Annotated in this window: 11 protein-coding genes; 8 read left to right on the forward strand and 3 right to left on the reverse strand. The window is 73.5% G+C overall.

Annotated features, from left to right (window positions below):
- Window positions 1-9 precede the first annotated feature (9 nt).
- The 4 genes from CRM89_RS08800 to CRM89_RS08815 all read left to right on the forward strand — a co-directional run bounded on the left by CRM89_RS08800 (window position 10) and on the right by CRM89_RS08815 (window position 3,728).
- Window positions 10-273, forward strand: coding sequence for a helix-turn-helix transcriptional regulator (locus CRM89_RS08800; protein ID WP_011209665.1), 264 nt, complete (start codon window positions 10-12; stop codon window positions 271-273).
- Between the two features lie 36 nt (window positions 274-309).
- Complete coding sequence (locus tag CRM89_RS08805; protein ID WP_060590733.1) at window positions 310-1,239, forward strand: phosphotransferase family protein; 930 nt, start codon at window positions 310-312, stop codon at window positions 1,237-1,239.
- A gap of 77 nt (window positions 1,240-1,316) precedes the next feature.
- Window positions 1,317-1,805: an FBP domain-containing protein gene (locus CRM89_RS08810; protein WP_011209667.1), complete on the forward strand. Its 489-nt coding sequence runs from the start codon at window positions 1,317-1,319 to the stop codon at window positions 1,803-1,805.
- 141 nt (window positions 1,806-1,946) lie between these two features.
- Window positions 1,947-3,728 carry a lipase family protein gene (locus CRM89_RS08815; RefSeq protein ID WP_098083721.1) on the forward strand — a complete coding sequence of 594 codons (1,782 nt, stop codon included), beginning with the start codon at window positions 1,947-1,949 and terminating at the stop codon, window positions 3,726-3,728.
- A 100-nt stretch (window positions 3,729-3,828) separates the two neighbouring features.
- On the opposite strand, the gene cobN is transcribed toward CRM89_RS08815, so the two are convergent.
- Window positions 3,829-7,455, reverse strand: a complete 3,627-nt coding sequence (gene cobN / locus CRM89_RS08820; RefSeq protein WP_098083722.1) for a cobaltochelatase subunit CobN — start codon at window positions 7,453-7,455, stop codon at window positions 3,829-3,831.
- A gap of 256 nt (window positions 7,456-7,711) precedes the next feature.
- Complete coding sequence (locus CRM89_RS08825; protein ID WP_060590725.1) at window positions 7,712-8,146, reverse strand: nuclear transport factor 2 family protein; 435 nt, start codon at window positions 8,144-8,146, stop codon at window positions 7,712-7,714.
- A gap of 86 nt (window positions 8,147-8,232) precedes the next feature.
- Between CRM89_RS08825 and cobG the strand changes: the two genes are divergently transcribed.
- A complete protein-coding gene (gene cobG / locus CRM89_RS08830) occupies window positions 8,233-9,417 on the forward strand; it encodes a precorrin-3B synthase (protein ID WP_060590723.1) in 1,185 nt (394 codons plus the stop codon).
- Between the two features lie 19 nt (window positions 9,418-9,436).
- Here the strand turns inward: cobG and CRM89_RS08835 are convergent, their stop codons facing one another.
- Window positions 9,437-9,994: a TetR/AcrR family transcriptional regulator gene (locus CRM89_RS08835; RefSeq protein WP_050768057.1), complete on the reverse strand. Its 558-nt coding sequence runs from the start codon at window positions 9,992-9,994 to the stop codon at window positions 9,437-9,439.
- A 108-nt stretch (window positions 9,995-10,102) separates the two neighbouring features.
- On the opposite strand from CRM89_RS08835, the gene CRM89_RS08840 reads away from it, so the two are divergent.
- From CRM89_RS08840 to CRM89_RS08850, 3 genes are read left to right on the forward strand one after another with little or no spacing between them, the layout of a single operon-like run.
- Window positions 10,103-11,863, forward strand: a complete 1,761-nt coding sequence (locus CRM89_RS08840; RefSeq protein WP_060590722.1) for an ABC transporter ATP-binding protein — start codon at window positions 10,103-10,105, stop codon at window positions 11,861-11,863.
- 23 nt (window positions 11,864-11,886) lie between these two features.
- On the forward strand, window positions 11,887-13,635 hold the full coding sequence (locus tag CRM89_RS08845) for an ABC transporter ATP-binding protein (protein ID WP_098083723.1): 1,749 nt from the start codon (window positions 11,887-11,889) through the stop codon (window positions 13,633-13,635).
- Entirely contained in the window at window positions 13,632-14,864 is a 1,233-nt protein-coding gene (locus tag CRM89_RS08850) for an MFS transporter (RefSeq protein WP_098083724.1), read from the forward strand. Before CRM89_RS08845 ends, CRM89_RS08850 begins: the two co-directional genes overlap by 4 nt.
- Window position 14,865: the final 1 nt, after the last annotated feature.

The raw sequence follows: 14,865 nt of genomic DNA on the forward strand, positions 1-14,865 counted from the left end.
CTGGTGCGCATGGTCCGTCTCCCGCTCACGCCCGCCCAGATCGAGGCCGGCCGCCGCCTCGGCAGCCGACTGCGCGCCGCCCGCGCGGGGCGCGACCTCGGCGAGGTCGCCGCGGCGGCGGGCATCTCCCCGGAGACGCTGCGCAAGATCGAGACCGGACGGCTGCCCTCCCCCGCCTTCGGCACCGTGGTGGCGCTGAGCCAGGCGCTCGACCTGCCGCTGGACGAACTCGCCGCGGTGTGGCGGTCGGCCGGTCTGGCCGAATCCGCCTGAACCGGCCGTTTCGGGCACGGCGCCTAAGATCGCGTCGTGGACACGAGCGCGACCGTCACCCTGCCCGACGATTGGGAACCCCGACTACGGGCGGCACTGCGCGCCACCCCCGTCGCCGCCGCGACCGCCGGCCGGTTGCGGGTGCTGGGCGCGGGCCTCGACAGCGTCGCCCTCCTGCTCGAGCACGACGGGGAGCGATACGTGCTGCGCTGCCCGAAGGGAACCGACGGCGCCGCGGGCATCGCGCGCGAATCCCGCGTCCTGCCCGAACTCGCGCCCACCCTGGCGCTGCCGATCCCGCAGTTCCTCTGCACCGCACCGAATCCGCTCGGCCCCGGCGAGTTCTGCATCTACCCGGCCGTCCCCGGCGAATCGCTCACCGAGGACCAGTGGGTCGCGCGCGGGCTGGCCGAATCCGACGCCGCCGCCGGTCAGGTCGCGCGGTTCCTCGACCAACTGCACGCCTTTCCGGTCGACCGGGCCCGGCAGCTCGGCGTCGAAAACCGGGATATGCGCGACGAATTCACCGACTACCTGACCGAGGCCGACAGCGCGGTGCTGCCCCGCCTCGCCCCACCGGACGCGGCGACCCTGCGCGCCGCCTGGACCGCCTACCTCGCCGACGACGCCAACTTCGCCTACACCCCCACCCTGATCCACGCCGACGTGAGTCCCGATCACCTGCTGGTCACCGGGCAGCAGGTGACCGGCGTCATCGATTTCGGCGACCTCCAGATCGCCGACCCCGACTACGACCTGCTCTATCTGTGGACCGACGCGGGGCCCGACTTCGTCGAGCGCGTCCAGCACCACCGCGGCCGAACCGTGGACGCGCGGCTGCGCGCCAAACTCCGCTTCTGGACCTACGCCGATTCGGTGATCGACATCCTGCACGCGCTCGAGCACGACCTGCCCGATCTGCTCGACGAGAGCATGGACTACCTCGTCGAGGCCCTGCGCGCCTGATCGGAAAATCCGTTGCCGATCGGTCGCGGAAACCGTAGCGTCTGGTCGGTTCATGTCCGCGTACGGAAGGATTTCCCGTGCAGCCGCTCACCGAACGCGAGATCCGCTCGTCGTTCGTCAACTGCTCCAAGGGCGATGCCAAGCGCCTGCCGGTGCCCCGCGACCTCGCCGACCGCCCCTGGGACGACCTGGACTTCCTCGGCTGGAGCGACCCGTCGCTGCCCGGCCGCGCCTACCTGGTCGTGCCCCGCGCCGACGGCCCGGTCGGGGTCGCCCTGCGCTACGAGACCGGCGGGCCGGGCCGCCCGCAGCTGTGCGCGCTGTGCCTGACCACCCACACCGGGGGCGGCGTGTCCCTGCTCACGGCCCACAAGGCCGGCGAATCCGGTCGGCGCGGCAATTCCATCGGCACCTACATGTGCACCGACCTGGCCTGCTCCCTCTACGCCCGCGGCAAGAAGCGCCCGGCCGCCGGGGCCCGCTACCAGGAAGACCTCGGCCTCGACGAGAAGATCGCCCGCCTCAACGACAACCTCGACGCCTTCCTCGCCCGCCTCTACACCTGAACGCAGCCACCGGGTCTCCGAGCCCGCCGCGACACCGACCTCGTCCGACATCCACCGGTCGCGGCGGTCCCCGTGCGAGCATGACCGGTAACCGGTGGTTCGCCGACGCAGGTCGCGCGGGCCGGGAGTCGAGGAGCGCGCATGGCCGACAGAGGGTTTCGTTCGCGGGTGCCGGGGGCGGCCGAGGTGGCGGCGCGGTTGCCCAAGGGCGTGAGCGCGGCGCTGGGGGTGGCCGCGATCGCGGTGGGCGCACTGTTGGTGGTGCGGCCGTTGACCTCGTTGACGGCGCTGGCGGTGCTGGTGGCCTGCGGGTGCGTGGTGACCGGCGTCGGGGAACTGGTGTTGCCGCGCCGGGCGGGCCGGCCCGCGATGGCGCTGGCCGCCGGCTGGGTCCTGGTCGGTGTGCTCGTGCTGGTGCAGATGGGGTGGGCGATCGATCTGCTGCCGCGATTCGTGGCCGCGGTGCTGGTGGTCGGCGGGCTGGTGCGGGTGGCGGCGGTTCGCCGCGGCGCGCTCGACGACCGGCTCACCGCGGGCCTGCTCGGGGTGGCCGAGGTCGTGCTCGGCGTGGTGGCCTGGCTGTGGCCGGATGTGACGCTGCTGGTGGTCGCGGTGTTGTTCGGCATCAGGACGGTCGCCCTGGGCGCCGGGCTGCTGTGGGCGACGCGGCCGGGAGCGCATACCGCACGGATCGACACAGCGCCGCGCGGTCGGTTCGCACGGGTCGGGCGGGTGGCCGCGGCCGGGCTGGCGCTGGTGCTGGCGGTGGCCGCGGCGTCGGTGAGCGCGCATCTGCGGGCGGGGGTGCCGCACACCGAGGACTTCTACTCCGCACCGGGCGGCAAGGTTCCCGCCGAGCCGGGCCGCCTGCTGCTCGCGGAACCGTTCGACCGCGACATCCCCGACCAGGCCCGCGCCTGGCGCATCCTCTACTCGACCACCGACGCGGCCGGAAAACCCGCACTCGCCAGCGGTCTGGTGCTCGTGCCGCGCGACGCGCCGCCCGGCCCGCGCCCGGTGGTGGCGTGGGCGCACGGCACCACCGGTTACGCGACCGGCTGCGCACCCACCCTGCTCGCCCACCCACTGGCCTCCGGCGCGATGCCCGCCCTGCCCCAGTTGCTCGCCGAGGGCTGGGCGCTGGTCGCCACCGACTACACCGGCCTGGGCACCGCGGGCCCGCACCCGTATCTGATCGGCACCGGTGAGGGCCACTCGGTGCTGGACGCCGTGCGCGCGGCCCGGCACCTCGACGACATCGAACTGGCCGACCGCACCGTGGTGTGGGGTCACTCCCAAGGCGGGCACGCCGCGCTGTGGACCGGCCTGCTCGCGCCCACCTACGCACCGGACACGGACGTCGTCGCGGTCGCGGCGATGGCGCCGGCCAGCGACGCGGTCGGGCTCGTGCGGCATCTGCCCAGCGTGACCGGCGGTTCGGTGTTCTCCTCCTACGTGGTGGCCGCCTACACCGCCACCTACCCCGACGTCGGCTACGACACCTACATCATCCCGGCCGCGCGCACCCTGGTGCGCGACATGAGCCGACGCTGCCTGGCCGAACCCGGCATGCTGGTCTCGGTTCTCACCGCCTTGTCGATCGACAAGGACCACCCCATCTTCGCGATCGACCCGCTCCAGGGGCCGTTCGGTGCCCGGTTGCGGGAGAACACCCCGGCCGGAAGCCTCACCGTCCCGCTGCTGCTGGCCCAGGGCGGCGCCGACCCGCTGATCGCTCCCGCGATCCAGGACGCGTACGCGAAGGACCGCTGCGGCGAGGGCTGGAACATCGACTACCGCGTCTACCCCGGCCGCGACCACGTCGGCGTCGTCGCCGCCGACTCCCCGCTGATCCCCGACCTCATCTCCTGGACCCGCGACCGCTTCGCCGGACACCCGCAGACCCGTTCCTGCCCGAGCTGATCCCCGCGACCCCAGCGCTCGTCGCCGAGGACGGCGCAGCCGAAACGCGGGAGATCGCCCGCGCCGCTTCCGACGACGCCGCCACGGTCGACCGGTTCGGCTACTCCAGCTCCCCCTCGGTCTCCAGGTACACCTGGCGCAGGCGGTCCAGGGTCTGCTGTTCGGGGGCCGACCACATGCCGCGTTCGGCCGCTTCCAGGAGGCGTTCGGCGATGCCGTGCAGGGCCCAGGGGTTGGACTGCTGCATGAACTTGCGGTTGGTCTCGTCGAAGACGTAGCTCTCGCTGAGCTTTTCGTACATCCAGTCGGCGACCACGTCGGTGGTGGCGTCGTAGCCGAACAGGTAGTCGACGGTGGCGGCCATCTCGAACGCGCCCTTGTACCCGTGCCTGCGCATGGCCTCGAGCCAGCGCGGGTTCACCACGCGGGCACGGAAGACGCGGGTGGTCTCCTCGGAGAGGGTGCGGGTGCGCACGGCGTCGGGGCGGGTGCTGTCGCCGATGTAGGCCTGCGGGTTCGTGCCGGTGAGCGCGCGGACGGTGGCGACCATGCCGCCGTGGTACTGGAAGTAGTCGTCGGAGTCGGCGATGTCGTGTTCGCGGGTGTCGGTGTTCTTGGCCGCCACCGCGATCCGGCGGTAGGCGCTGCGCATGTCCTCGGCGGCGGGGGCGCCGTCGAGACCGCGACCGTAGGCGTAGCCGCCCCAGGCGGTGTAGACCTGGGCGAGGTCGTCGTCGCTGCGCCAGCTCTTGGAATCGATCAGCTGGAGCAGACCCGCGCCGTAGGTGCCCGGCTTGGAACCGAAGATGCGGGTGGTGGCACGGCGCCGGTCGCCGTGCTCGGCCACATCGGCGAGGGTGTGCGCGCGCACGTAGTTGTCCTCGGCGGGCTCGTCGAGGTCGGCGACGAGGCGGACCGCGTCGTCGAGCAGGGCCAGCACGTGCGGGAACGCGTCGCGGAAGAAGCCGCTGATGCGGACGGTGACGTCGATGCGCGGGCGGCCGAGTTCGGCGAGCGGGATCACCTCGAGGGTGGTGACGCGGCGGCTGGCCTCGTCCCACACCGGCCGCACGCCCAGCAGCGCGAGCACTTCAGCGATGTCGTCGCCGGAGGTCCGCATCGCCGAAGTGCCCCACACCGACAGACCCACCGAGCGCGGGTATTCGCCCTGATCGGCCAGGTAGCGTTGCAGCAGCGAGTCGGCCATCGCCTGGCCGGTCTCCCAGGCCAGCCGCGACGGCACCGCCTTGGGGTCCACCGAGTAGAAGTTGCGCCCGGTCGGCAGCACGTTGATCAGCCCGCGCAGCGGCGAGCCGCTGGGCCCGGCCGGGACGAAGCCGCCGTCGAGGGCGTGCAGCACCCGCGCGATCTCCTGACCGGTGCCGCGCAGCCGCGGCACCACCTCGGTGGCGGCGAACCGCAGGACCGCCGACACCGATTCCCGGTCGCCGCCCGCGTCGGCGAACAGCTGCCCGGCGAACCGGTCGATCAGGCCGTCGACGGCGTCCACCGACCAGTCCGCGGCCTGCAGGGCGAGCAGCAGTTCGCGCGCCCGCTCCTCCACCGCGTCCACCCGCTCGCGGCTCTCCGACCCGGATTCGTCCAGGCCCAACGCTTCGCGCAGGCCGGGCACGGTGGTCTCGCCGCCCCACAGCTGGCGGGCGCGCAGCATCGCCAGCACCAGGTCCACCTCGGCGGCCCCCACCGGAGGCTGTCCGAGCACGTGCAGGCCGTCGCGAATCTGCACGTCCTTGATCTCGCACAGCCAGCCGTCGACGTGCAGCAGCATGTCGTCGAAGGAGTCCTCGTCGGGACGCTCCTCGAGCCCGAGGTCGCGGTCCATCTCGGCCGCGCGCATGAGGGTCCAGATCTGCTGGCGGATCGCGGGCAGCTTGGCCGGGTCGAGCGCGGAGATGTTGGCGTGCTCGTCGAGCAACTGCTCGAGCCGGGCGATGTCGCCGTAGCTCTCGGCGCGCGCCATCGGCGGGATGAGGTGGTCGACCAGGGTGGCGTGGGCGCGGCGCTTGGCCTGGGTGCCCTCGCCGGGATCGTTGACCAGGAACGGGTAGATCAGCGGCAGGTCACCGAGCGCGGCGTCGGTGCCGCAGGCCGCCGACATGCCCAGCGTCTTGCCCGGCAGCCATTCCAGGTTGCCGTGCTTGCCGATGTGCACCATCGCGTCGGCGCCGAAGCCGCCCTGCTCGACGGGCGCGGCCAGCCAGCGGTAGGCGGCCAGGTAGTGGTGGCTGGGCGGCAGGTCGGGATCGTGGTAGATGGCGACCGGGTTCTCGCCGAAGCCGCGCGGCGGCTGCACCATGAGCACGATGTTGCCGAAACGCAGTGCGGCGATGACGATCTCGCCCTTCGGGTCGGCCGAGTGGTCGACGTAGAGGTCGCCGGGCGGCGGGCCCCACGCCTCGACCACCGCGTCGCGCAGCTCCGCGGGCAGGGTGCCGAACCAGGCGGTGTAGGTGTCGGCGCCGATGCGGATCGGGTTGCCCTCCAGTTGCTCGGCGGTCAGCCAGTCCGGGTCCTGGCCGCCCGCGGCGATGAGGGCGTGCATGAGGGCGTCGCCGTCGTGCTCGGCCAAGCCGGGCACCTCGCCCGGCTCGCCGAGGTCGTAACCGGCCGCGCGCAATTCGTGCAGCAGCGCGATGGTGCTGGCCGGGGTGTCCAGGCCGACGGCGTTGCCGATGCGGGCGTGCTTGGTCGGATACGCCGAGAGCATCAGCGCCAGCCGCTTGTCGGCCGCGGGGATGTGGCGCAGCCGGGCGTGCCGGACGGCGATGCCGGCCACCCGCGCGGCCCGCTCGGGGTCGGGCACATAGGTGGACAGCCCGTCGGCGTCGAACTCCTTGAACGAGAACGGCACGGTGATGATCCGGCCGTCGAACTCCGGCACCGCGACCTGGGTGGCGACGTCGAGCGGGGACAGGCCGTCGTCGTTGTCCTCCCACTGCGCGCGGCCGGTGGTCAAGCACAGGCCCTGCAGGATCGGCACGTCCAGCGCGGCCAGCGCGCCGACATCCCAGGCTTCGTCGTCACCACCGGCCGAGGCCGCGGCGGGTTTGGTGCCGCCCGCGGCGAGCACGGTCACCACCAGGGCGTCGGCGCGGCCGAGGGTGGCCAGCAGCTCCGGTTCGGCGGTGCGCAGCGACGCGCAGTAGACCGGCAGCGCCCGCGCACCCGCGTCCTCGACGGCGCGGCAGAGCGCCTCGACGTAGGCGGTGTTGCCGGCCAGATGCTGGGCACGGTAGTAGACGATGCCGACCGTCGGCGCGTCCGGCCCGAGCGCGGCGGGTTCCCGGTCTAGTTCGCCCCAGGCAGGCAGGTGCACCGGCGGCTCGAATCCGTGGCCGGTGAGCAGCACCGTGTCGGAGAGGAAGTTGTGCAGCTGGCGCAGGTTCTCCGGGCCGCCGGCGGCGAGGTAGTTGTGCGCGTCGGCCGCGACGCCGCCGGGCACCGTGGAGCATTCCATCAGCTCGGCATCGGGGGCGATCTCACCGCCGAGCGCCACCATCGGCACCCCGCTGTCCTGGAGCGCGGCCAGGCCCTCCGCCCAGGCCCGCTTGCCGCCGAGGATGCGCACGATCACCAGATCGGCCCCGTCGAGCAAGCCCGGGAGGTCGTCGACCAGCAGGCGGGCGGGATTGCCCAGGCGGTAGTCGGCGCCGCTGGCGCGCGCGCTGAGCAGATCGGTGTCGGAGGTGGACAGCAGCAGGATCACGAAAGACCTTCCTCGGGTGACGCGCCCATCGGGTGTGGTGCTCGCCGGAGAGGGTCTGGCTGTTCACAGTGGCGCGACCGCACCGGAATTCCACCGGTTTCCTCGACGCCCGCCGAGCACCGGCGATGCTACCCGCCGCGGCCACCCGGTGATCGCGGGCGTCCGCCCCATCGTGGGCGGCGCGCCGTGCATCGATCGGTGACCGCGCGACGCCGAACGGCCGTCGTCGGGGTCTCGCGACGCCGCCGACCGCCGCTCAGGTGAGGTCGACGTTGCCCTCGATCACCTTCGGCCGGTAGTGGAACCGGTCGATGCGCCAACCCGCGCCGTCGCGGTGCACGCCGAGGCGGTAGCTGCCGATGAACGTGCGCGTCTTGCCCTGGGTGGCGTCCTCGCGCACGTGCACGGCGATGGAGTCGGCGTGCACGTCGGCGCGGTCGCCGTCGAGGTCGACCAGGTAGTTGCCGGCCTGGTGGTGTACGGCGTCGAGCGGCTCGAGCGCGGCCTTCCAGTCGGCGGCGATGTCGGTCGCCGGGCGCCGCTGCGCCTGTCCGGTACCGCCGTCGAAATCGACCTCGGCGGCGAAGAGGTCGAGCAGGTCGTCCCAGCGCTTCTGGTCGGTGTAGACGAACAGTCGGGTCAGCACATCGGTGATCGCCAGCCGGTCGACGATCTCGGACGGGAAACTCATGGAACGCAACAGTACTGGCCCGTGGTCGCCCGCGCCGGGCGAGCGGTCGGCCGGACGAGGACCGCGGGACGTAGGCTGAGAGGGTCATGACCCGAACCGCCCCCGATGCCTGCCCCGGCGTGCTGCGCCTGCACCAGGCCGCCGACGGCCCGCTGGCGCGGGTCCGAATCCCCGGCGGACTGCTCACGCCCGATCAGCTGCGCGGACTGGCCGAGGCCGCGACCGAGCTCGGCGACGGCGCGCTCGAACTCACCTCCCGCGGCAACGTGCAACTGCGCCGGGTCCGCGACGCCGCCGAGCTGACCGCCCGCCTGGAGGCGGCCGGTCTGCTGCCGAGCCACTCCCACGAGCGGGTGCGCAACATCGTCGCCTCCCCCCTGGCGGGCCGCACCGGCGGCACCGGCGCGGTGCACCCGCTGGTCGCCGCGCTCGACGCCCGCCTGCTGGCGGACCCGGCGCTGGCGTCGCTGCCCGGCCGGGTCCTGTTCACCCTCGACGACGGCCGCGGCGCGATCAGCGCACTCGGCGGCGACATCGGCGTGCAGGCGGTCACCGACGAGTTCGCCCTGCTGCTGGCGGGCGCCGACACCGGCATCCGCCTGGCGGCCACCGACGCCGTCGACGTGATGATCGCGGCCGCCCACGCCTTCCTCGCGCTGAGCTCCGGGCAATGGCGGTTGCACGAGATCCCCGACGGCGCGGCCCGGGTGGTCGACCGGCTCGGCCTCTCCCCCACCGACGACCGGGTGGAACCCGCACCGCCCGCCGCGCCGCCGATCGGCTGGCTGCCGCAGGACGACGGCCTGGTCGCGCTCGGGGCGGGCGTCGCGCTGGGCTCGCTGCCCGCACGCACCGCCGAATTCCTCGTCGCGGTGGAACGACCGGTCGTCCTCACCCCCTGGCGCGGCCTCGTCGTCACCGACCTGGACGAATGGACCGCCGAACAGGTGGTGCGCGTGCTCGCCCCGATGGGCCTGATCTTCGACGCGAACTCGCCGTGGCTGCTGGTGAGCGCCTGCGCGGGCCGTCCGGGGTGCGCGAAGTCGCACACCGACGTCCGCGCCGACGTCGCGGCGGCCGTCGCCGAGGGGCGGGTGCCGGGTCCCGGCGAGCCGACGACTCTCGCCGCCGGGCCGCGGGCCGCCGACCAGCTGGCCGTCGCCGGACGGCAACACTGGTCCGGCTGCGATCGCCGCTGCGGCCGTCCGCGCGGGCCGGTGGTCGAGGTGACCGCCGCCGCCGACGGCTACCACGTCACCGGCCCGGCCTGACCCGAACAGGCCGATCCGCTCAGTCGCCCGCCAGCAGCGTGCGGCACACCTGCGCGACCGTCGCCCGCAAGGCCGGTTCGTCCTCGGGGGCGTGGGCGATGTGGTCGGCCGCGCCGTGCATGACCGAATAGAGCACGACCGCGGTCGAGCGCGGATCGGCCGGCGGATTCGCCAGCTCGGACAGCAGGTCGACGAGCGTGTCGACAGCCGGGTTCGGCGCCGCGCGATCGGCGCTCGTGGTGTGGAACAGCACGTCGTGCAGCCGTAGGTCGCGCAGGTACTCGGTGATCCCGACGAGCATCCACTGCTCGACGGCCGCCACGCCGTCCGCCCGGCGGGCCGCCGCGAGCTGCGCCGCCACGAAGCGGGTCAGGTAGCGCTCCCGCAGTGCCCGCAGCACCTCGGCCTTGTTGGCGAAGTGCAGGTAGAACGTGCCCTTCGCGACACCGGCGCCGCTGGTGACCTCGTCGACGGTGAAGGCGTCCGATCCGGCGCGCAGCACCAATTCCTCTGCCGCGTCCAGCAACTCGTGACGCCGCTGTTCGGCGGGTTTGGTCCGAGGCGCCTTCTTGTTCACCCGGCCGACTCTAACCAGCGCGCCGGGTGCGACGGCACGAGCCCCTTGCCGAGGTCAGGGTCACCTAATACAGTTCCACTGACTGACGGTCAGTCGTTGAGGAGGATCATGACCACCACCGCACCCGATGTCGGCCTGGCCGCACCCGGCGCCCTGTCCCGCCTGCTCGCACCCGTGCGCACCCACCTGCTGGTCTGCGCGGTGCTGTCGGCGGCCGGGGCCGTCTGCGGATTCCTGCCCTACCTGGCGATCGCCGAGATCGCCCGCGCCGTCCTGGCCGACGGCACCGCCGAGTCCGTCGCGACGGTTCGCCTCTGGGTGGCCGTCGGCATCGCCGGGGCCGCGGGACGCATGGTGCTGCTGTTCGCCTCGTCGCGGCTGGGCCACTACGCCGACGCACGGCTGCTCCACGACCTGCGGGCGCGCATGATCCGCCACCTCGGCGCACTGCCGCTGGGCTGGTTCACCAGCAACGGCTCCGGCCGGATCAAGAAGCGCATGACCAACGACCTCGAGGACATGCACATCCTGATCGCCCACGCGCTCGGCGAGATCGTGGGTGCGGTGGTGGCCGTCGCGCTCGGCCTGACCTACCTGTGCTCCGTCGACTGGCGGCTGACCGGCGCCGCGGTGGCGGCGCTGCTGATGCTCGCGGTGAGTTACCGGGTGGCGATGCGTTCGGCCAGCAGGCACACCGCGCGGCTGATCGCCGCCGAGGCCGACATCAGTTCGGCCAGCGTGGAATACGCCGACGGCGTGGCGGTGGTGAAGACCTACGGCGCGGGCGGACGGGTGCTGGACCGGTTCGACCGCGCGGTGCGCGTACACTCCCGTGCGCTCGCCGCGTGGGCCGCCGAGACGAAGTACAGCAGCGCGCTGTCGCGGCTGCTGTCCTCGGAGATGTCGCTGCTGACGGTCCTCGCGGTCGCCGGGGTGGCGCTGCTGGCCGCCGGCCGGATGCCCGCCGCGGATCTGGTGCCGTTCCTCGTGGTCGGCATCGGCCTGCCCACCACGATCAACCCCGCCATCCAGGGCTCGCAGGGACTGCGCAAGGGGCGGGCGGCCGCGGGCAACATCGAAGGGCTGCTGCGGCATCCGCCACTGCCCGAACCGGCGAACCCGGCCCTCCCCGACGGCGCGCGGATCGAATTCGACGACGTCCACTTCTCCTACGACGGCCGCACCGAGGTCCTGCGCGGGGTGCGCGCGGTGTGCGAGCCGGGCACGATCACCGCGCTGGTCGGCCCGTCCGGCGCGGGGAAATCGACCCTCGCCGCCCTGGTCCCCCGGTTCCACGACGTGACCGGCGGTGCCGTGCGGATCGGCGGGGTGGACGTGCGCGACATCCCCACCGAACGCCTGCTCGCCTCGATGGCACTGGTGTTCCAGGACGTCGTGCTCGTGCGCGACACCGTCACCGAGAACATCCGGCTCGGGCGACCCGAGGCCGGGCGGGACGAGGTCGAGGCCGCGGCGAAGGCGGCCGCGATCCACGACGTCATCACCGCCCTCCCCGACGGCTACGACACGGTGCTCGGCGAGGACGTGGAACTGTCCGGCGGCGAACGGCAACGGCTCACCATCGCCAGGGCGATCCTGTCCGACGCGCCGATCGTGGTGCTCGACGAAGCGACCGCCGCGCTCGACCCGGACAGCGAAACCGCCGTGCAGCACGCGCTCTCGGCGCTGATCGCCGGGCGGACCGTCCTGGTCGTGGCCCACCGCCTGCACACGATCACCGAAGCCGACCAGATCCTCGTCCTCGACGACGGCCGCGTCGTCGAACGCGGACGCCACGCCGACCTGCTCGCCGTGAACGGGCGCTACGCGCGGATGTGGGCCGCCCAGCACCGCGCGTCCCAGGACTGACCCCCACCCCGAGAAGGAACCCGATGATCACCAACCTCTACCGGCTCGCACCCCATCCCGGCCTGCTGGTGCGGCTGGGCGCCCTCAACGCCGTCCAGTCGATCCTGCAGGGCCTGCTGCTGGGCAGTGCGATCCCGATCCTGCGGGCGTTGCTCCAGCCCCAGCCCCGGTTCGACGAGGCCGCGCCCTGGCTGGCCGCCGCCGCTGCCGGTCTCGTCGCCTACGCGGTGTTGACGGTCCTGACCACACCGGTCGCGTTCGCCGCCGCCGTCGATCTGACCGCGCAGATCCGGCACCGGATCATCCGCCATGTCGCCACCGTGCCGATGGGCTGGTTCACCGCCGAACACAAGGCGCAGTTGACGCGGGCGACCACCGCCGACGCCAACAACATCGGCCACCTGGCCGTCACCATCGGCGCTCCCGCGGTGACCTCGCTGCTCACGCCGCTGACGATCGTGGCGATGACCTTCGCCGTCGACTGGCGGCTGGCCCTGCTGCTGGCCGCCGTGCTGCCGCCCGCGCTGCTGGCGCTGCGCCGGGCCGGGCGGATCGCCTCGCAGGCCGACATCGAATTGGAGGAGGCGGCGACCGAACTGGCCGGGCGGGCGGTCGAGCTGGGACAGGCGCAGCCGGTGCTGCGGGCGGCGGGTCAGGCGGGCACCGGCACCGCCCGGATGCGGGCGGCGCTGGACGAACACCGGGCGGTCTACCGGCGGGGCCTGCGGCGTTCGATGGTCCCCGACCTGACCTTCACCGCCGTCGTGATGGCCGGTTTCGCCGCGGTCCTGGTCGCCGCCGCCGCGCTGGTCGCCGAGGGGCAGCTGCCCGCGGCCGACCTGGTGGCGCTGCTGGTGCTCGCCACCCGCTTCCTCGAACCGCTGGGCAACCTCGTCGAACTCATCGGCGCCGTCCACGCGATGAACAACGCCGCGGTGCGGGTGCGGGCCCTGCTCGACACCCCGGCACTGCCCACCCGCGACCACCCGGCCCCGGTGCCCGCCGACTGCGTGGTCGAGTTCGACGAGGTGACCTTCACCTATCCCGGCGCCCGCACGCCGGCCCTGCGCGGGGTGTCCGTGCACTGCCCGGCCGGCAGCACCACCGCCCTCGTCGGCCCGTCCGGCTCCGGGAAGACGACGATCACCCGGCTCGTCGCCCGGTTCTTCGATCCCGACCGGGGCGCGGTCCGCCTCGGCGGCGTCGACCTGCGGGAGCTGGACCCGCACGCGCTGCTCGACCGGATCGCGATCGTGTTCCAGGACGTCTACCTGTTCGACGACACCATCGAGGAGAACCTGCGCATCGCCCGGCCCGACGCGACCCGCACCGACCTGGCCGCGGCCGCCACGGCGGCCCGGCTCGACGAGGTGATCGAGCGGCTTCCGGACGGGTGGGCCACCCGGGTCGGCGAAGGCGGGTCGCGGTTGTCCGGCGGCGAGCGCCAGCGCGTGGCGATCGCCCGGGCGTTCCTGAAGCGCGCGCCGATCGTCCTCATCGACGAGGCCGCCTCCGCGCTGGACCCGGAGAACGAGCACGCGGTCGCCGCCGCGATCGCCGAACTCGCCGCCGATCCGGCCCGCACCGTCCTGGTGATCGCCCATCGGCCGGCCACGATCGCCGCCGCCGACCGGGTCGTCGCCCTGATGGACGGGCGCGTGGTCGAAGCGGGCACGGTGGCCGAATTGCGAAGCGGGACCGGGGTGTTCGCGACATTGCAGCGCCGGTTCGCGCAGGCCGCGGCCTGGCGGCTCACCCCGGCCGACGCATGAGCAGGCCGCGGCCCGACCTCGCGACTCTCGGTGTGGTCGGCACCCTGCACCTCGTCGCCAACATCGGCTACACCTTCTTCGTCCTCACCCTGTCGACGATCCTGCTCGGTCACGGTGCGCCGCTGTCGACCGCGGCGTTGTTGCAGGTGTTCGGGGCGGTCTACGGCCTGCGGTTCCTCGCCGCGGCCGTGGTCGACCGAGTGCGGTGCAGCGGGCGCGGCCACTACCGCGGCTGGCTGATCCGCACTCAGCTGCTGCTGGTCGCCGCGATCGTCGCGGTCGCCCCGCTGGACCCGGTGCGGCAACTCCCGCTCGTGCTGGCGGTGACCGGGCTGGTCCTGGTGGTGTCGGCGGTGCACGACAGCGCGCTGGCGGGACTGACGGTCGTGCGCACGGCGCCGCTGGATCGCGGGCTCGTCAACGGGGTGCAGGTCGCCTCGGCGAGCCTGTCGATGCTGGTCGGTTCCAGCGGGGCGCTGCTGCTGTACGCGCGGGCCGGGTGGACGGTGACGGTGCTCGTGCTGGCGACGGTGTTCGTGCTGCCGCTGGCGGTGCTGGCCCGCATGGCGGAGCCGCAGAACCGCGCCCCGGCCCGCGTGCCGAGTCCGGTGCTCGGGTACTTCCGGCACCGGCGCAACCGGTGGTGGGCGCTGGTGATGCTGCCGCTCTTCGGCTCGGGCATCTGGCTCGCCTACGCGCCGCAGCACGCGATCCTGCTGGCCGCGGGATGGAGCCTCGACGGCATCGCGGTCGCGACCGCGACGGCGACGGCGGCGCAGACGCTCGCGGCCGTGCTCGTCGGCGCGGTGGTGGTCCGCTACGGGCTCGCCGCCACCTGTCTGGGCCTCGCCACCGCTGCGGTCCCGGCCGTGCTCGCCGCGCTCCCGGCCGCCCTCGGCCGCGCGGGCCCGCTGCTGGCGGTGCTCGCGCTGGTCGGCATCACGGTGGTCTACGGCGGGGTCGTCACGTGCGTGGCGGCGGTGTCGATGCAGTGGGCCCGCGCCGAGACCGCCGCCACCGACTACACCATCCCGCTGTCGGTGGAGATGCTGTGTGTCGGTCTCGTCCAGTCGGCCGGGCTTGCCCTGGCGGGCCTGCACCTCGCCGTGCCCGTCCTCGCCGCCGCCGGCCTCGCGGTCGTGGGACTCGCCGTGGCGCCGCGCTGGATCCGCGAGAACCTGCCCGCATCACCCCGCGCGGTGGGGATCCCGTCCCGGAGGCGCGCGTAGG

Origin of the sequence: Nocardia sp. FDAARGOS_372, assembly GCF_002554515.1 — a bacterium.
Lineage (GTDB): Bacteria > Actinomycetota > Actinomycetes > Mycobacteriales > Mycobacteriaceae > Nocardia > Nocardia farcinica.

Coding starts and splice junctions, on each gene's coding strand:
- CRM89_RS08800 (WP_011209665.1), top strand. CDS start 10: ATGGTCCGTCTCCCGCTCACGCCCGCCCAGATCGAGGCCGGCCGCCGC.
- CRM89_RS08815 (WP_098083721.1), top strand. CDS start 1,947: ATGGCCGACAGAGGGTTTCGTTCGCGGGTGCCGGGGGCGGCCGAGGTG.
- CRM89_RS08825 (WP_060590725.1), bottom strand. CDS start 8,146: ATGAGTTTCCCGTCCGAGATCGTCGACCGGCTGGCGATCACCGATGTG.
- cobG (WP_060590723.1), top strand. CDS start 8,233: ATGACCCGAACCGCCCCCGATGCCTGCCCCGGCGTGCTGCGCCTGCAC.
- CRM89_RS08850 (WP_098083724.1), top strand. CDS start 13,632: ATGAGCAGGCCGCGGCCCGACCTCGCGACTCTCGGTGTGGTCGGCACC.
- CRM89_RS08845 (WP_098083723.1), top strand. CDS start 11,887: ATGATCACCAACCTCTACCGGCTCGCACCCCATCCCGGCCTGCTGGTG.
- CRM89_RS08840 (WP_060590722.1), top strand. CDS start 10,103: ATGACCACCACCGCACCCGATGTCGGCCTGGCCGCACCCGGCGCCCTG.